We start from the raw sequence: 17,273 nt of genomic DNA, 5'->3' as shown, positions 1-17,273 counted from the left end.
TTATCAGCGAGATTTATATCGTTTGAACATGGTGAATGATACCCATGCTGCTACTGAAAGTATCACAGCTTTAGTTCCGGGCACTTTTTGAGATTTCCTGTTTCTCAGCCATCAGACGGTATTCTTGCGGTGTCAGCTTATTCAGGGACTCATGAGGTCGCTAACTGTTGTACTCAGTCTGCCAGCGTTCCGTTATTTCCCGTGCTTTATTCAGTGTTCTGAACAGATAAAAATCCAGTATTCCGGTCCGGTACGTTCGAGCAAACCGTTCTATAAACGCGTTCTGTGTTGGCTTACCCGGCTTGATAAATCCCAGCATCACGCCACGCTCTTCAGCCCATTGTGCCAATGATATCAGTTCCGGCCCGTTACCCATCCGCATCTTCAGTGGATATCCACGGTTTGCTACTATTCTGTCCAGCACCCGCACGACCCGCTGCGCCGGGATATTCAGGTCAATGTCGATAGCCAGAGCTTCACGGTTAAAATCATCGACGACGTTGAAAGTCCGAAAACGTCGGCCACACTGCAATAACTCAACGATTTTCATCTACTTCATTCCTTTGTTTTACATGATCATAAAAAGTATCGACTTGGGTTCTCACCCAACACACTTTTGAAGACCGTCGAGAAAGCGCCAGGGCTGCTATATCCAAGCTCCAGGGCAACGCGCGTGATGGACTCCCCGTTCCCTAAACGAACCACAGCAGCCAGAAGACAAGCCTGCTGTCGCCACTCGATGAAACTTATTCCCGTATGCAGGCGGAACTGCCGCGTGAATGTACGCCGACTCATACCAGAGCATTCTGCCATATCGTCAATCCCCATTTCCAAAGAAGGTGCATTCAAAAACACATTGCACGCACGGGCAAGACGCGGTTCATCAGGCATAGGAGCGTTAAGCGATAACGGGGGTAGTCTGGCGATCTCATGGAGCAGCAGCCCCAACAGGTAACCATCACGCCCGCTGGCAGGAAAGAGAGCCGGTACGTCAACAGCGTTTTCAAGAAGTTGCCTGACCAGTGGAGATACACCAAAAACCTGGCAATGAAGGGGAAAGCCCAGGCGTTGCGCAGCGTCCGGACGAATGTAGGTATTCAACATAGTCACAGGCCCGCGCATGTGCATGGCATGGGACATACCCGCAGGCACCCAGATAGCTCTGAGTGGTGGGACGGCCCAGTTACCCCGTTCAGTTTCGACGGTGATGACACCGCAGGCAGCATAAGCGAACTGTCCCCTCAGATGGCTATGCCTGGGGAACAGTTCGCCATCAGCGTAGTCCTTCTTCGTCACCACCAGATCGAGAGGCGTGTCTTCGTTTACATCACAGGGATCGGTTTGCATGGCCCAATTTTAAACATAATTGACCTAAAAAAGAAAGCAGGCCACGCCGGTCGATGGCATCGTTGTCGGATAGTAAAGGAAGTCTTTCATAATTCGAGAATAAGGGTCGCCAGTCATGCACAGAAAACACATTATCCTTGCCATATTGGTCACGGCAATATGGGGGATCAACTTCCCAATAACCAAACTTGGGCTGGCCAGAATTGATCCGTTGCTTTTGACCGCTATACGATTTTCATTTACCGCATTTCCGCTGGTGTTTTTTATTAAACGCCCCCAGGTCGCACTGCGCTGGCTGGTTGCATATGGATTGATCTTCGGCGCAGCCATGTGGGCATTGATCAATCTGGGTATTTCAATGGGGGTGCCGCCCGGTAGTGCAGCTCTGCTAATACAATTTAGCGCGTTTTTTACACTTGGCTGGGGTGTGTTGTTGTTTCGTGAAAGTCTGACATGGCCACAACTGATCGGCCTTTTTTTGGCTGCAATCGGGTTGGTCTGCATACTGATGGAAAGCCCGGGAAAATCCACGACAATCGGTTTTATTCTGGTGATGATCAGTGCGGTAGCCTGGAGTGTTGGCAATATCATCATCAAGCTATCCAAAGTCAAAGAGATATTCGCTTTCGTTGTATGGGCAAGCATTTTTTCCCCCATCCCTCTCCTGGTGATGACATGGTGGTGGCACGGGACCGCCCCGTTCTACGCTCTCTTGCCTGGTATGCGTAGCGTGGAAGTCTTTTCTCTGACATTCCAGGTGTATGCAGCCACCCATTTCTGCTATTGGGGATGGAATCTGCTGCTGCGTGAATATCCGGCATCCCGAGTGGCGCCGTTGTCACTGCTGATCCCTGTATTTGGAACAATTAGCTCTGTTTTCATCATCCATCAAAAACCGGGTGCCTGGGGCTGGGCTTCCATAGCAATAATTTTGCTTGCGCTCATTGTTGGGATGAGGCGAGGCAAAGCAGTGGTTGTCAAAAAAGGCATGGCGCATAGCACAAACAAACACGCCTCCCTTTAAGTTTTAAATTATTAGATCAGATGGCAGTTCACACCCGCTGGTACGGGTAACTCGGCCTCCTGATATGAAGATACACTCACAGTAACTATATTTATAGCGCGCTATATACTTGCGAGCTATATAAATGTAACCTGATTAATTACTCCCTGTGCGCAACTAAACGGTGCGCACATGAGTTGCCACCCTTTGAAGCCGGTACGCTGCTATGAACCTTTTTAAATTCTTTAACAGGCTGTTCTCGCGGCCGTCATGGGAACGAAGCACACTTTCATCGCTTGCCAACGCCATCGCCATGATTGAGTTCACCCCTGAAGGTAAGGTGATAACAGCAAATACCCTGTTTCTCGAAAAGATGGGTTACTCACTGAACGATGTGGCTGGCATGCATCATCGTATTTTTTGTGCCCAATCAACATTGCTTTCTCCTGACTATGACCGGTTCTGGAAACGCCTTGCTGCAGGTGAGAGCTTCAGCGATAAGTTCCTCAGACTGACGAAGAGCGGTCAGCCGGTCTGGCTTGAAGCTCATTATGTTCCTGTCCTCAACGACCGGGGGAAAACGATAAAAATAGTCAAGCTCGCATCTGATATTACCCAACGGATTGCCGATGCCCAGGAGCAACGTGCAATGACAAACGCCATACAACGTTCTATGGCGGTCATTGCTTTTGACCTGGAGGGCAACGTTAAAAGAGTCAACGGCAATTTCCTTAAAACCATGGGCTACAGCGCTGGCGAGGTTATTGGTAAGCATCACAGTATCTTCTGCTTACCAGAGGTTAAGCACAGCCGTGAGTATGAGGCGTTCTGGAAGCAGCTGCGCGCAGGAAATTTTGTTTCAGGACAGTTCCAGCGTACGGACAAGCAAGGACGTAACGTATGGCTGCGGGCGACCTATAATCCAGTATTTGATGAAGAAAAAAATCTGAATGAAATTGTCAAATTTGCGACCGACGTCACCCCTCAGGTCCTTAAACAGCTACAGGAGAGAGAGGCCGCAAATCATGCCTATAACGCCGCACAGGAAAGCAGTAAAAACACACTGGCAGGCGTCGATATTATAGAAAAAACATCGGGCAAGGTGAATATCATAGTGGCAGGACTCAACAGCGTATCTGAGAACATTTCCTGTCTTAATAGCGAATCATCCCGCATCGGGAATTTGATTAAGACGATCAGCCGGATATCTGAACAGACGAATCTTCTGGCACTGAATGCTGCTGTAGAGGCCGCCAGAGCCGGAGAGCATGGGCGCAGTTTTGCTGTGGTGGCGAATGAAGTCCGCTTGCTGGCTGCTAACATTAATAAAGCCAGCCTGGAGATAGCCAGCGTGCTTGAGACAAATCAGGCAATAGCCGTGCAGGCACAGAATAATATTATCAAAAACCTTGTCAGTGCCAACGAGGGACTTTCGCTGGTGCAGGAGGCCGGGGGGATTATCGTTCAGATTCAGGAGAATTCTGCCAGGGTAGTCAGTGCAATTGATGACGTTTCACAGCACCTTTCAGGCAAGTAGGGGCGCTGTGGAATAAATCTAACGCTGATCTTTAGCTCTTCAACCGCCCTACCCGCTGTGGCCAGGGATCGATAAATTCTCCCCCGGACTGCCACCAGTCAATTTCCTCTTCCGTCAGAAAACAACGTCGCAGCGCCTGGCAAAAATCATCCAGCTGATTACGCTCCCCGATCACCGTCAGGCTGCAACGACGGTCGCCAAAACGCCCGGGCATCGCTTCCAGCTGCTGTTGTAAAATATGGCGCTCCTCGTCATTCAAACGATTGTCTTCATGTGCCAGCACGCCGGCTTTCCAGTAGCTGATAAACTCCAGGCTGATACTGCCGGAAGCCTGATTCCACAGCAGCGCGAGATCGTCACGGCCGGGCAGCCAGAAAAAGCCTTTACTACGATGAATGCCCTCACCCAGATGCTGCTGCCAGGTATCCCACAGGCGCTGCGGGTGGAAAGGACGTTCGTCGTGGATCACCCGCGATTCAATATCGTACGGCTGGTGGTCTGCCGGATGCTCAATCGCCACTTCCAGCTCCTCAATCAGTGTGGCGACCCGCTGAAAATCGTAGTCGGGCATCGCCAGCACATCGTCCAGCTCAATGTTGCCCCAGGGAAGGGCCACAATGGCCACACCGGGATTGATTGTATGGAGCGTGCGGGCAATTTTCATCACGCTGTCGGTGGGCAGACGGTCGACTTTGGTCAGCAATAACTGGCTGCAAAACAGCAGCTGTTCGGCCAACAGATCCTCAACCCCCCGCCGCTGCTGACGGACATTCTTCTGCCAGCGGGGAAGCAGCGTACTCCCCCCGGCATAATCATTTTCCAGCATCACGGCATCCATCAGGGAGAGCAGCCCCTGCAACCTGACATGAGGATGGTGGCGCAACAGCTTAATCAGCGGCAGCGGGTGGCTGCTGCCTGAGGTCTCCAGAAAGAGATGGTCCGGCCGGTTCTGTGCAATCAGCTCATCCAGCGCGGTGGCCAGTTTTGCTATGCCGCCGGGGCTGCTGATGCTGTCGGCCGACACGGTGATGAAATTGTGTTTTTCACGTCCGACAATTTCCGTATTGGCAATCAGCACACCGTCGATATCCAGCTCGCTCATATCATTGACGATCACACTGACCGACAGATCCTGCCGGTGTGCCTGCAACAGCAGGCTTTTCAGCAGGGTGGTTTTTCCTGCGCCGAGGAATCCATTGAGGATGGTTAAGGGTATGCGCTGCATCGGCCATGTGATCCTGAATATGACGAGTGAGATGATTTGTATGTTATATCATAACAATTTAAATAGCAGCATCATAAGCAGAGTATCCCGATGGCGTGGCAATAAAAAAGGCGCCGGGATCGGCGCCTTCAGCGAGGGTTCAGTCATTACCCAAGATATTCAATAATCGACAGCCCGCCGTTATAATCGGTACTGTAGATAACCCCCTGAGCATCAACAAAAACGTCGCAGGACTGAATCACCTGCGGACGGCCGGGACGGGTATCCATCATCCGCTCCGGTGCAGCAGGCACCAGCGCACCGGTTTCCACCGGGCGGTAAGGGTTGCTGATATCGAAAGCCCGGACACCAGCATTCTGCCAGGTGGCAAAAATCAGAGTCGAACTGATAAAGCTGCCGGGACGGTTCTCATGCAGATTATGCGGGCCAAAATGCGCCCCTTTTGCCACATAGTCCCGTTCGTCAGGCTGCGGGAAGGTAGAGATGCTGACCGGATTGGCTTTATCGCGAATATCAAACAGCCAGATGTGCTTTTCACCATCCTCCTGATTGTCCAGTACCGCCTCATCCAGCACCACCAGCAGATCCCGGTCCGGCAGCGGCAGCGCGGTATGCGTCCCGCCCCCAAACGGCGGGCTCCAGTTACGGTGACTGATCAGCTTAGGTTCTGACCGGTCACTGATATCCAGCAGCGTCAGCCCGCCGTCACGCCAGCTGCCGTAGGCCACATCCCCGCTGATGATGGCATGGTGCAGGGCGTAGCGCCTGCCCTCTTCCCAGTCCGACGTTTCTCCGGCAGCCGTGTTCATGCCCGGCAACCACCAGCGCCCGGCCACCTCCGGTTTACGCGGATCGGCCAGATCAATAGTCAGGAAAATATAGTCACTGAAGCCGTCAATCAGTGCCGAGACATAGGCCCAGCGGCCACCCACGTACCAGATACGGTGAATACCGATGCCGTTAAGGGAGAGGAAACTGATCTCACGGGGTTTGTCAGGGGTGGAGATATCGAAAATGCGCAGCCCGGCACTCCAGCCTTTGTCCTTCACATCGCTGACCGTTTCACCAACCGAACGGGTGTAGTACACCTTTTCATCGGCAAAACGGACGTCAGCAAACAGATCGCGGGCGTTAATCACCAATAACAGGTCGTCATGAGCCTGAAGATGCACATTCCATGTGCCTGGTGGCGCGGGAATATACGCTACCGTACGGGGATTTTTGGCATCACGGACATCAACCACCGAGAAACCCTGTGACACCATATGGCCGATATAGGCATAGCCACGATGGACCATCAGTTGGACACCATCAGGACGTCCACCCTGATCGCTGTGGCCGATCAGCCGCATATTGCGGCTGTATTACGGCACGGGAAGCGCGTTACTCATCTGCCACTCCTTATTTTTTGTACTTCGCTTCCAGCGTGGCGAACCACGGCGCGATAAAATCTTCCGTCTGGCCCCAGCCCGGGATCACCTTGCTCAGACCCGCCACATTTACCGGACCTGGCTGGCTGACCAGCAGCGCCTGTGGGATCACAGTGGCTTTGAAGTCATAGGTCGCAGGTGTCACTTCACCCGCCAGTTTGAGTGCGATCAGACGCACGTTTGTGGCGCCGATCAACTTGGGATCCACCGCCGCAGTGACTTTCCACGGGCTGCCGGCTTCACGCATCAGTTGCAAATCCTGATTAGAGACATCGATACTGTAAACTTTGATCTCGGTACGTCCGTTCTCTTTTAACGCTTTGACTGCACCCTGTGTGAAAGCATCCCAGGTTCCCCAGATCGCATCCACTTTCCCTTTGGGATATTTGGCCAGTAAGGCGCCCACTTTGTTAGCGGTATCGCCCTGTACATCGGACGAGACGGCACCCACTGACTCGAGCTCATGAATACCCGGGTTCGCCTGCAGCAACGCTTTATAGGCTGCCTGGCGACGTTCCATCGGCGGGAAGCCCGCCACCCACAGCTTGATAATGTTGGCTTTGCCGTTATGGTCCTTGATCAGCTGGCCAAAGGAGAGCGTGGTCAGCGAGGCATCGTCCTGCTGGGTTACGGTGGCACCCGGGATCTCGCCATCAACCGCCGTATCAAATACCGACACGGCAATACCGCTGTCGGCAATGCGTTTAATCAGGGCACTGGAATAAGGTGCGCGCCCCTGAGACAAAATAATACCGTCATATTTTTGGCTGATGGCCTGATTCACGAAGTCCTGAAAACGGGCATCGTCACCGTTACTTAAAAAGGTACTGACTTTAAACCCCAGCGCTTTCGCCTGCTGGGTTGCGCCCTGGACGAACTGAGTCGTGTTTTCGTCCGACCCCAGATTGCGGATCACCGCAATACGTACCGGGCCATTATGGCTGGCAATTTTTTCAGGTACCGGAACCAGCGTGGCGGCGTGAACCGGTAAAACGCTGGCAACCCAGAGTGCCAGTAAAGGAATAAGTGGTTTCATGTAAAAATCCCTGTAGCGGAATAAGAAAAGTGACGTATCGTTTTTAGTGGCCGCAGTCGCTGACGGCCCGGCCTGTCACTTTTTCACAGCAGCCAACCCACTGACAAAGAAGTAAAAAGAATATAAAGCTATAAAAAAAGTATTAGCCTCACACCGGCCACAGCCCCAGGATAGTAAGAAACAAAGGACTTTTTATGAACAATACCGATATTCAGGTCGTGGTCGGCCCGGCCAATTACTATTCTCATCCTGGTGCGCTGCTGCGTCTGGACGATTTTTATCATCAGGAACAGCTTTCCCGCGCCGTCTGGATCTATGGTGAACGTGCCATTGCCGCGACACACCCCTTTTTACCCGAAAGTTTCTCTCTGCCGGGTGCACGTCACCTGCCGTTTGGCGGGCACTGTACCGATCCGGATCTCATCGCGCTGGCACAGGCTGCCGGTGAAGATCGCCAGGTGGTGATCGGTGTCGGTGGAGGTGCCCTGCTGGACACCGCCAAAGCGCTGGCCCGGCGGCTGGATGTGCCCTGTGTGGCCATTCCCACCATTGCCGCGACATGCGCGGCCTGGACGCCACTCTCTGTCTGGTACAACAGCGCCGGTCAGGCATCGCATTATGAAGTGTTCAACGATGCCAACCATCTGGTGCTGGTGGAACCTGAAATAGTGCTACGTGCTCCGGTGGAATATCTGCTGGCGGGGATCGGCGACACACTGGCGAAGTGGTATGAAGCGGTGGTACTGGCCCCGGAACCAGACGTTTTGCCGTTAACGGTGCGACTGGGGATCGATACGGCCGCTACGTTGCGTGATGTCCTGATAAACCAGAGTGCCGCAGCGCTGGAGGATCAGCGCAATGGCGTATTAAGCCAGAATTTTCGTGATGTCATCGATGCCATCATCGCTGGCGGTGGCATGGTCGGTGGACTGGGAGAGCGCTATACGCGCATTGCTGCGGCGCACGCAGTCCACAATGGTCTGACGATCCTGCCTCAGACTGTACGTTATCTGCACGGCACAAAAGTGGCCTACGGCATCCTGGTGCAGTGTGTACTGTTATCGCAGATCGATACCGCCCGACAGCTGATTGCCGCCTACCAGCAGTTTAATCTGCCCACCACACTGGCAGCGCTGGGTGTTGACATCAATAACCACACGGAGATTGACCAGGTGATTGCACACACACTGCGCCCGGCAGAGTCGATTCATGCCCTGCCCGTTCCGGTAACGGCTGAAAGCCTGCGCGCCGCATTTATCACGGTAGAAGCTCTCGGCCAGTAAACAAGTGTGAGTCACACCGCTGAAAAGCCTTATTATTCAATAAGGCTTTTTTCTTTCCACATCAGGAAGGTTCCCGTCAACGGCGAAAATACGCTTAATGTGGAGAAATTTTCTGTCACGTCCGGCAATGATGCCTGCCGTAATAGGGCCGGTTCACCAGATAACTGTTGGAGAGGGCAAATTCAACCCGGTAAAATTCATCCTTAGAATAGGATGAGGCACAACCTATGCATCCCTGAGGATCTTCAATAGCCTCAAAGCGAACAATTTTTTCCTGCGGAATACCGACTCGCTGCAGACCAGAAGAGGAACGTTGAATGGAGTAAATATGAGGCAGTGAGGTTTCTTACGTGAGGAAATGCATCTACCGAATCTGTTTTCAAACGAAGCCCCACCGCTGGCTACGAAATTTTATCCACAGAAACGGGGGATAATACGGTGAGTAACTTCGTTTAACCCCTGCAAAACTTCCATCCTTAAAAAGGAAACAAACTGATTTTACTGAGGTTTTTTGGCACGTTCAGTCACTTCGCTCATCACTCGCTTATGGCTGATTTTATCACCGATAATCTTGTACCACCCCGCCAGTTTCCTGACGTCCGTCAGTGGAACTTTCTCGCTCTGATCGTACGTTGTCAGACGATTGCGGTATTGTTCCATGATAGTGATGCAACGCCGTGCCCAGTCACCTTCAAGCTCCGATCCCACCACTGCACGCGGGCGACGGGGAAATTTCGGCCGCAGCGGCTTACTGGCTTCCGGGGTGGATTCATCCACATAGGAAAATTTAATCGATACGACTGTACGACCTTTTTTGATCGGCTCCCAGATCACGGAAATATCCGTATTGGCATTGATTCGCGCCAGCGTCGGCTCAAGCAATTTCTGGCGGAAGTCGCGATAGTCCTCGTATTTCCCCTGTAATCCGGCCTTTTCCCGCATCCAGTCCAGTGCCAGCGTCACCTCAATCGCCTTACTGCTTTTTCGTCCATAGAGGTTTTTCGCTTTGATCAGCCAGCCGTAAAGCCGCACGGAAAATGACGTGTCGAGCTTGGCAATATTGGCAAAATTCAGCTTGGTAAAGGACTCTTTCAACTCATAGAGATAGGGAGCGACATCCTGCCCAAAGCGGAGAACGACAGCACTCTGCTCATCGCTGCTCACGTATTCAAGACGAGAAAACCACGATAGCTGAACGGTACGCATCTTGCCCGTTTTACGATCGGGCAGGTAGATGGTGACCGGTTTTTTCATCAGGCTCTCGGCCGCTTCCCGCAACTGGCGATGGCTGCTGGTTGGGTTAAGGCCGTAGATACGTTGATAATCATGAGGAAAAAGGCGGTACAGCGCATCGGGCTGGGGCTTCCTGCTGTCGATCTGTGCCAGTGCAAGGTTCAGCAAACGCATTTCATCAAGCGTGACGCTGTAAGCCCCTTCAAGGAGATCATTACCTTGCACAACGGTCAGTTTGTTCAGCTCCATGTAGCAGGATCCCTTTGTGGAATGTTCAGCAAAGTATTCCACACAAAAATTATTGAGGTAAAGTGAAAAATAACAGTTATTACCTATTTTAAATCAGTAAGTTAAACGGCTCACCGTCATATTCAAACATAAAATACTTCCACATATGCACTCGCATGGATCATTTATCCCACCCAAAGGATCGTTCTTCATTCAGTTTCCAACAGAAAAAGACTCCACATTAGCCCCCCAACAGGAACAGAAAATCTTTCCACACAGGTAACTTATCTTGTAGACAGACTCCGGATTCAGACGTTTTTTGCAGCATAGATGTTCCAAAGTATTTTTTATTATTAATTTTCATATGGTTATAGATAAAGCCATCATAAAATCTTTCCACATAAGACATTATCGCCCTTCCCTGCCGTTGATGTTAGTGATCTACTCAGCCGTGTAAACGGCCTTTTGCAGAAAATCACTCCACGTATCACAGGAAATCTTTCCACGTTTCATTCACCGATGTGCCGCTTGCGGCGAGCTGCATAAAATCTTTCCACATATACGAATAAAGTGACATGGTCACCTATCCGCTGAGCAACAGAAAATCATTCCACTTTTAGTTTTCAGAGAGCTGAACACCCGCAAACATAAAATTCTTCCACATAAGGGATGCTCAATCTAATGATCAGAAAATCCTTCCACGTATCCGGTAACGATGACGGTTAACTTATTGGCTGCACTGAATAATTATCTCATGCTGTCGCATTGTTGTCTGGCATCAGCATCTGCGTTAATGTGACACAGTCACTTTTTATGGCACGGGAACAGAAAATTTATCCACATATTAGCGGAAAGAAGGAGGATGAAAGCATGAGAGCCGAGGGATCGTCAGACAGGATCGGGGAAAGAGTTATCAACAGGAAATTTTTCCACATAATAATATTCTGATAAATCAGAAAGTTATCAACAGGAAAAAACTCTACATATAACAGGAAATCACTCCACATAGAGCATAAAATCACTCCACCTGGCGCAGGAAATCACTCCACATATTGCTCTGTAATCTGTTGATTATCAAAATGAAATCGGGCCCTAAAAGAGAAAGATCTAAACTATAAAAAGAAAAACAAACACTATGGGATCTTTTTTTGAAGCAGGATCCTTTCAGGCGATCCGTTTTACTATCGGTAATCGTAGCCAGAAAGGATCGTTTGCATGATCAGGGGATGAGGATGTCTGCTATCTGGCTTCGTTCTCAGGCAGCCAGCCCTCAATAAGCTCAGTCAGGACATCTTTCATTTCACGCCCCTGCAGGAAACAGGCTGTTTTGAAGCGACGGTGCAACTCTTCATCGATGTTCGTCTGCAGTTTTTTCACTGTTCCGCCGACAGGTTTGCTGACAGCATCCAGTGCAGGCGCCAGCTGACGGTGCTGTCCGAGTTTCATTTTCATGCCAGTAACTCCAGGATCTCATTCGTCATCACTTCAATCTCCCCTTTCGCATTGCCGTCGGTGGTATCAAATACGGTCCCGCCATCCAGCATCGTGCGGATATAAACCTGGCGCTGCGTTGTGGCTGTTCTGAGAGCTGGAACCCCCGTATCCTCGATCGACTCTTTCAGCACTTCCAGCATGCGTGTAGAGGCCACTTTTTTGGTGATCAGGAAGCGTGCTATCACCGGTTGCAGATTTTCCCTTGCCTCGACCACGGCCAGGATAGCGCCACAGGCGGCAAAATCGAGGGGGGAAGGTGTTACCGGGATCAGTACCAGGTCACTGACCATAACAGCTGCGGAGGAAATTGCAGTGATGGCGGCTGCACCATCGATAACGACGTAGTCGTAATCCTTCAGCTGCTTACGGACGGTATAGACTTCTTTTTCTGAGGCGGCTTCTGCAAGATCAAATTTGCATTTTGTTTCGTCGTACCAGTTGCTGATGCTGCCCTGAGGATCGGTATCGACCATGACAACACGGTGCCCTTTGCGCGCAAGACACGTGGCAATATTGATGGACGTTGTGGTCTTCCCTACCCCGCCCATCCCGTTCAGGAAAGAGATGATTTTTGTCGCCATGACGCACTCCTGCAGGTTTCAGGCTGGAATCTCAGGATTATGTAATCCCAGGATTCTATGATATTAAAATCTTAGGATTCTGAGATGCCAGAATATCGTAATAACCAGTTGTAAACAATATCCTGACATTCGATAATCATGTAATCATGTAATCATGTAATCATGTAATCATGTAATCATAGGGTTATATGCTGGCATTATCCATCGGGCTTGTAGGCTATGACGTCAGCCTGAACGGCTAATCATCTGTAATGATGACTGCGTGCATCATTATCTCAGCGATAAATTTCTCCCCTGAGTGCTTTTTCTTTATTATCGCTCTTAATGTGAAGCCTTATGGGAATCGCGCTTCTCGGTTTCACCGTGAGGAGTTTGACAGTACTGCGAACGAACCACTTAACGGAATTAAAGGCTGTAACACGCAGTGTGTGAATCATAGGATTTCAGGATTATGGAATCCCAGGATGATGTGATTAGCTCACCTTGAGATGGATAGTTTTATGTTTCCCCTGCCCTGATATCCGTTCAAAATAATCCTGCAATCCTGCAATCCTGCAATCCTGCAATCCTGCAATCCTGCAATCCTGCAATCATTTCGTTGACATCATTACTCTGCCCTGGTTGAGTATGCTGAGATGCTGAGATGCTGAGATGCTGAGATGCTGAGATGCTGAGATGCTGAGATGCTGAGATGCTGAGATGCTGAGATGCTGAGATGCTGAGATGCTGGTAATACCCAGCGTGCCCGGAAAAAATCTGCCTGAATCCCTGAATCCCTGAATCCCTGAATCCCTGAATCCCTGAATCCCTGAATCCCTGAATCCTGTCGTTATCAGACGTCACAATACGTGCATTGCAGGTTATGTTGATTTCAATGATAAAGGGGGAGGCAAAAAAGAGTCAGGGCAGGGGGAGGGGAAGATGAAGAAACCAGCCAGCACTGCTCCCTGTCAGATAACAGGAAGCAATGTCTGGCCGGGTTCAGTCAGCGGATTATTCGCACAGCTCGTTCCAGTAACTGAAGCGGATATGCCGTTTCAGTGTGAAAAAAAAAGCCGGTTGCATACTGTCCTCCTCGGTTAACGGCGGGCACTGTCACGACGTGGACGAACCGCCACATCGGTAATCTGCGTATCCTCAGTAGCATTCACCACCAGTCGCACTGCGGCAGCCACTGATTCTGGCGTGCTGTAGGCGAGTGGGTCGATGGCAGCGAAGTCGCCGGCACGTTCGCGGCTGGTGCGATTCATCGGGGTATCCGTTGGGCCCGGAGAAACCGTTGAGACCCGAACGCCGTATTGACTCTCTTCCGTGCGCAGCGCATGAGCCAGCGCATTGAGAGCAAATTTACTGGCGGAATAGACGGCATGTCCGGCAAGTGCCAGCGTGCCTGAACCGGAATTAATGAAGATAACCTGGCCCTGCTGCTGACGCAGGGCAGGTAATGCCAGGCGTGTCAGCTCGGCTGGCGCAAAAAGGTTGATGGCGAACTGTTTCTGCCACAATGCAGGGGTTGCCTGTTCAACGGTGAGCCGTTCGGAAATCGCGGCTGAGTGTATCAGGACATCCAACGCGGGCAGGCGAGAAACAAATTTTTGGACTGCCTCGTTATCCAGCAAATCCAGACTGACCGCTTCCACGTGTTCATACTGTTCCAGTGCGGCCAGTGCAGAGGCTGAACGGCCAACCGCATACACCAGATGACTCACCGCCAGTTCTCTGACTATCGCCAGCCCTATACCACTGGTGCCGCCAGTCACGACAGCAACAGGACGCTGAAGGGGTTGATTCACAGGTTTCTCCTCTTGATGGAATCCTCCGACGTTACCACCCATGCAAAATACAGACGAACGACATATTCTGCTTAGCATTACCAGCGGGCGGCATTACTCCTGGTAGCCATTAATGAGGAAAGGCGGCCAGCAGGGCATCAATGGCGTAGCGCAGTCGCTGTGGCATCGCCGGCGTTTTCAGCCATACCGCATAGATCGGCAGGCTGCTGCCCCGGCTCTGCGGCAGGATCTCAACCAGCCGCCCGTCGTGTATATCGTCATTCACCAGCCAGTGCGGCAATTGGGCAATACCCTGTCCTGCTTTACAGGCAGCATACACGGCACTCATGGTACTGAGACGCAGCCGTTCAGCGGGCGGCCAGTGCAGTAGTTCATCTTGCTGATTCTTCAGTAACCACGGCTGAGAACGCTCCTGTTCGAGTAGCGTCAGGTGCGGGTAAGCGCTGAGGTCATCCAGATTGTTTATCTGCGGAACCTGACCTACCAGAGCGGGAGAGGCGCACAGTAGCAACGGCTGTGACCCCAGATGACGCGCCGTCAAATCGGCATGCCGGCCCGGATCGCCAATACGGATCGCCAGGTCGACGCCTTCAGCCGCGAGGTCAATACGTTGGGTGGAGAACTGCATATCCAGTGCCAGTGAATTCCAGCGCTGTGTCAGCGGCAACAACACAGGTAGCACCCATTTCTCACCAAACAGGGGAGGGGCACTCACCCGCAACCGCCCGGTCGGTTCACGGGCATGCAGTGCCAGGCGATTCTCTGCCGCATCGAGGCTGGACAAAATCTGCAGACAGTCTTCATAGAAACGCTGACCTTCGCTGGTGAGGGAAAGTGAACGCGTAGTGCGCTGAAACAGTTTGACCTGTAAACGGGATTCCAGCCGGGCGACAGCCTTACCGACGGTAGAACGGGACTGGCCAAGCTGTTCAGCCGCCAGGCTGAAGCCACCCGCCTGGGCGGCCTGAACGAAGGCACGGATACTGTTAAGTCTGTCGCTGTTAATCATACGCACACCTGACTGGCGATATTAATTCGTCAGTATGGCGAAATAATCGCGTAAATGAAGACATTAAATCGTGTCACGCTGGTGGCATTCTGATTTGAGGCATCTTTTGCTATGACAAACCCGTCACAGTTGTTCCGTTTACAGGCCGGTATCTGCCTGGCCAGTTTTCTCGGTTGCATTGATTTCACCATCGTCAACACCGCGCTGCCTGCGCTGCAGCGGCAGTTTTCCGTGGGTGTGGATGCAGTCCAGTGGGCGATGACCCTGTTTGTCATGGCGCTCTGTTGCTGCATGGTTCTCACCGCCCGCCTCGCCGAGCATTTCGGACAGCGGCAGGTGCTGTATACCGGCATAATCGGATTTGGTCTGGCGTCGCTGGGTGCCGGACTGTCATCCGATCTGGCGATACTTAATCTCTTTCGTCTGTTGCAGGGGGCAGGCTGTGCCGTGCTGTATACCGCGACAGCCGCGATCCTGGTGGAGGTGATGCCGGCATCACAGCGGGGCAGGGCGCTGGGACTGCTGTTTGCGGCCAACGGCGTGGGCCTCGCGCTGGGGCCGGTGGCAGGAGGGCTGCTGGTCAGTCAGTTTGGCTGGCGTTCCATCTTTCTGTTGAATGTGCCCTTTATTCTGCTCAGCTTTGCGCTTTGCGTCGGCAATATCCCGGGGCATTCCGTGCGTCGTCACCTGCGGCTGGATTACCCCGGCTGGTTGCTGATGGTAAGTGGACTGGTGCCGTTGCTGCTCTGGGCAAGTTTTGTCGCGCGCTGGGGCTGGCTGAGTCTGCCTTCACTGGTGACGCTGGGCATCGCCATCCTGTTGCTGGCCGCTTTTGTGCGGGTGGAACGGCGCACGCAACAGCCGCTGATCGATTTCAGCGTGCTGCGGGAGAAGACATTTCGCCGGGCTTGTGGATTATCCGTATTGCTGGCGATTTTTTACTGTGTGGCATTTATGTTGATGCCATTCAGGCTGATTGAGCTTTATGCATTAAATGACGCGCAGCTTGGTCTGATGCTGTTGCCAGTTACGCTGGTGATGGCGCTGGTTTCTCCGCTGGCAGGCAGGCTGGGCGATCGCCTCGGGCCCTGGCCGATTATGGCAAGCGGATTCACGTTGCTGGCGGCATCCGCACTGTTGCAGAGCACTTTCAGCAGCACGCAGTCGGTGTATTGGGTGATAACGGCTTTTGTTCTGATGGGCATGGGATGGGGCGCGATCCTTGGGCCTTCTGTTGCCGCTGCACTGGGCGCATTGCCACCGTCACAGCACGGGCAGGGGATCGGGATCTCATGGACGCTGCATAACCTGGGGGGGGCGCTGGGCCTCGCAGTGGCGACGCGTCTGTATCAGGCGGGCGGGGCGGTTCAGGGCTATCAATGGGTCATGTGGCTGCTGGCGGTACTGTCTGTGATGGGGATGATAACGGCGGCAATCTCAATACGCCGCGCCAGCCCTGCATCCGCTGGCGCGGGGGGATAGTTAACCCGTGACGGTTTTTGCCGCAAAACGCTTACGCAGTTTTTGTAGCTTAGGTGGGATCACCGCCAGGCAGTAACGATTTTCCTGGCCTTCACCTGCCCAGTAATCCTGGTGATAGTCTTCGGCCGGATACCATGTGGCATCGGCTTCGATGGTGGTTACCACCGGATCAGTGTGCTCAGCCTGCGCACGAGCGATGGCCGCTTTGGCTTCTTCTGCCTGGCTGGCGCTGTTCGGGAAAATAGCCGAACGGTACTGGGTACCTATATCGTTGCCCTGGCGGTTCAACTGAGTGGGATCGTGCGTGGCGAAGCTGATATCCAGCAGGTCGCCATAGCTGACTTTTTCCGGGTCAAAGGCAATGCGGATCGCTTCCGCATGTCCGGTATCGCCATTGCAGACCAGTTTATATGTCGGATTCTCGGTATGACCGCCAATGTAACCGCTCTCCAGTGACTCCACGCCGTTAATCTGTTTAAACACCGCTTCGGTACACCAGAAGCAGCCTCCGGCGAGGGTTGCGTATTCTGTCGCCATCTGTCACTCCTTCAGGAACATTCCTGTTGTTGGGCTGTTGATATAAGAATCACCT

The 17,273-nt window shown here is 52.3% G+C and carries 14 protein-coding genes and 1 pseudogene; 4 read left to right on the top strand and 11 right to left on the bottom strand.

Features of this window, described 5'->3' with window-relative positions; genetic code table 11:
* Positions 1 to 70: 70 nt before the first annotated feature.
* A pseudogene (locus WH277_RS04450) lies at positions 71 to 538 on the bottom strand (integrase core domain-containing protein); the annotation flags it as partial.
* A 38-nt stretch (positions 539 to 576) separates the two neighbouring features.
* The gene (locus WH277_RS04445; RefSeq protein ID WP_339504580.1) at positions 577 to 1,347 is read right to left on the bottom strand and encodes an AraC family transcriptional regulator; all 771 of its coding nucleotides are present in this window, start codon (positions 1,345 to 1,347) and stop codon (positions 577 to 579) included.
* A gap of 115 nt (positions 1,348 to 1,462) precedes the next feature.
* On the opposite strand from WH277_RS04445, the gene WH277_RS04440 reads away from it, so the two are divergent.
* Positions 1,463 to 2,371 (top strand): EamA family transporter, encoded by a 909-nt coding sequence (locus tag WH277_RS04440; RefSeq protein ID WP_339504578.1) that lies wholly within the window; start codon positions 1,463 to 1,465, stop codon positions 2,369 to 2,371.
* Positions 2,372 to 2,576: 205 nt separating this feature from the next.
* Positions 2,577 to 3,887 carry a methyl-accepting chemotaxis protein gene (locus tag WH277_RS04435; protein ID WP_133846719.1) on the top strand — a complete coding sequence of 437 codons (1,311 nt, stop codon included), beginning with the start codon at positions 2,577 to 2,579 and terminating at the stop codon, positions 3,885 to 3,887.
* A 31-nt stretch (positions 3,888 to 3,918) separates the two neighbouring features.
* Here the strand turns inward: WH277_RS04435 and WH277_RS04430 are convergent, their stop codons facing one another.
* The 3 genes from WH277_RS04430 to WH277_RS04420 all read right to left on the bottom strand — a co-directional run bounded on the left by WH277_RS04430 (position 3,919) and on the right by WH277_RS04420 (position 7,578).
* Complete coding sequence (locus tag WH277_RS04430) at positions 3,919 to 5,112, bottom strand: CobW family GTP-binding protein (RefSeq protein WP_339504575.1); 1,194 nt, start codon at positions 5,110 to 5,112, stop codon at positions 3,919 to 3,921.
* A gap of 146 nt (positions 5,113 to 5,258) precedes the next feature.
* Positions 5,259 to 6,464, bottom strand: coding sequence for an LVIVD repeat-containing protein (locus WH277_RS04425; RefSeq protein ID WP_339504573.1), 1,206 nt, complete (start codon positions 6,462 to 6,464; stop codon positions 5,259 to 5,261).
* A gap of 49 nt (positions 6,465 to 6,513) precedes the next feature.
* A complete protein-coding gene (locus WH277_RS04420; protein WP_339504571.1) occupies positions 6,514 to 7,578 on the bottom strand; it encodes a sugar ABC transporter substrate-binding protein in 1,065 nt (354 codons plus the stop codon).
* Between the two features lie 194 nt (positions 7,579 to 7,772).
* Between WH277_RS04420 and WH277_RS04415 the strand changes: the two genes are divergently transcribed.
* Entirely contained in the window at positions 7,773 to 8,861 is a 1,089-nt protein-coding gene (locus WH277_RS04415) for an oxidoreductase (protein ID WP_171149770.1), read from the top strand.
* A gap of 498 nt (positions 8,862 to 9,359) precedes the next feature.
* On the opposite strand, the gene WH277_RS04410 is transcribed toward WH277_RS04415, so the two are convergent.
* From WH277_RS04410 to WH277_RS04390, 5 genes are all read right to left on the bottom strand, one after another.
* Positions 9,360 to 10,343 (bottom strand): replication initiation protein, encoded by a 984-nt coding sequence (locus tag WH277_RS04410; RefSeq protein ID WP_133846724.1) that lies wholly within the window; start codon positions 10,341 to 10,343, stop codon positions 9,360 to 9,362.
* 1,218 nt (positions 10,344 to 11,561) lie between these two features.
* Positions 11,562 to 11,774, bottom strand: a complete 213-nt coding sequence (locus WH277_RS04405; protein WP_133846725.1) for a plasmid partition protein ParG — start codon at positions 11,772 to 11,774, stop codon at positions 11,562 to 11,564.
* Entirely contained in the window at positions 11,771 to 12,397 is a 627-nt protein-coding gene (gene parA, locus WH277_RS04400) for a ParA family partition ATPase (RefSeq protein ID WP_339504564.1), read from the bottom strand. The genes WH277_RS04405 and parA overlap by 4 nt, the downstream gene beginning before the upstream one ends.
* Positions 12,398 to 13,476: 1,079 nt before the next feature.
* On the bottom strand, positions 13,477 to 14,190 hold the full coding sequence (locus WH277_RS04395) for an SDR family oxidoreductase (protein ID WP_244290510.1): 714 nt from the start codon (positions 14,188 to 14,190) through the stop codon (positions 13,477 to 13,479).
* Positions 14,191 to 14,299: 109 nt separating this feature from the next.
* Positions 14,300 to 15,199 (bottom strand): LysR family transcriptional regulator, encoded by a 900-nt coding sequence (locus WH277_RS04390; RefSeq protein WP_339504559.1) that lies wholly within the window; start codon positions 15,197 to 15,199, stop codon positions 14,300 to 14,302.
* A 111-nt stretch (positions 15,200 to 15,310) separates the two neighbouring features.
* Between WH277_RS04390 and WH277_RS04385 the strand changes: the two genes are divergently transcribed.
* A complete protein-coding gene (locus WH277_RS04385; RefSeq protein ID WP_133846729.1) occupies positions 15,311 to 16,681 on the top strand; it encodes a DHA2 family efflux MFS transporter permease subunit in 1,371 nt (456 codons plus the stop codon).
* Here the strand turns inward: WH277_RS04385 and msrA are convergent, their stop codons facing one another.
* Positions 16,682 to 17,218 (bottom strand): peptide-methionine (S)-S-oxide reductase MsrA, encoded by a 537-nt coding sequence (gene msrA / locus WH277_RS04380; RefSeq protein ID WP_133846730.1) that lies wholly within the window; start codon positions 17,216 to 17,218, stop codon positions 16,682 to 16,684. It lies immediately after the preceding gene.
* Positions 17,219 to 17,273 lie beyond the last annotated feature (55 nt).

It is taken from the genome of Erwinia sp. MYb416, assembly GCF_037479575.1.
Lineage (GTDB): Bacteria > Pseudomonadota > Gammaproteobacteria > Enterobacterales > Enterobacteriaceae > Erwinia > Erwinia rhapontici.
The sequence above is the reverse complement of the archived record's forward strand: the minus strand, read 5'-3'. Positions and strand labels throughout refer to the sequence as shown.

Bases quoted from the DNA above. Each gene is read 5' to 3' on its own strand.
- WH277_RS04445 (WP_339504580.1), bottom strand. From the start codon at position 1,347: ATGCAAACCGATCCCTGTGATGTAAACGAAGACACGCCTCTCGATCTG.
- WH277_RS04440 (WP_339504578.1), top strand. From the start codon at position 1,463: ATGCACAGAAAACACATTATCCTTGCCATATTGGTCACGGCAATATGG.
- WH277_RS04435 (WP_133846719.1), top strand. From the start codon at position 2,577: ATGAACCTTTTTAAATTCTTTAACAGGCTGTTCTCGCGGCCGTCATGG.
- WH277_RS04430 (WP_339504575.1), bottom strand. From the start codon at position 5,112: ATGCAGCGCATACCCTTAACCATCCTCAATGGATTCCTCGGCGCAGGA.
- WH277_RS04425 (WP_339504573.1), bottom strand. From the start codon at position 6,464: ATGCGGCTGATCGGCCACAGCGATCAGGGTGGACGTCCTGATGGTGTC.
- WH277_RS04420 (WP_339504571.1), bottom strand. From the start codon at position 7,578: ATGAAACCACTTATTCCTTTACTGGCACTCTGGGTTGCCAGCGTTTTA.
- WH277_RS04415 (WP_171149770.1), top strand. From the start codon at position 7,773: ATGAACAATACCGATATTCAGGTCGTGGTCGGCCCGGCCAATTACTAT.
- WH277_RS04410 (WP_133846724.1), bottom strand. From the start codon at position 10,343: ATGGAGCTGAACAAACTGACCGTTGTGCAAGGTAATGATCTCCTTGAA.
- WH277_RS04405 (WP_133846725.1), bottom strand. From the start codon at position 11,774: ATGAAAATGAAACTCGGACAGCACCGTCAGCTGGCGCCTGCACTGGAT.
- parA (WP_339504564.1), bottom strand. From the start codon at position 12,397: ATGGCGACAAAAATCATCTCTTTCCTGAACGGGATGGGCGGGGTAGGG.
- WH277_RS04390 (WP_339504559.1), bottom strand. From the start codon at position 15,199: ATGATTAACAGCGACAGACTTAACAGTATCCGTGCCTTCGTTCAGGCC.
- WH277_RS04385 (WP_133846729.1), top strand. From the start codon at position 15,311: ATGACAAACCCGTCACAGTTGTTCCGTTTACAGGCCGGTATCTGCCTG.
- msrA (WP_133846730.1), bottom strand. From the start codon at position 17,218: ATGGCGACAGAATACGCAACCCTCGCCGGAGGCTGCTTCTGGTGTACC.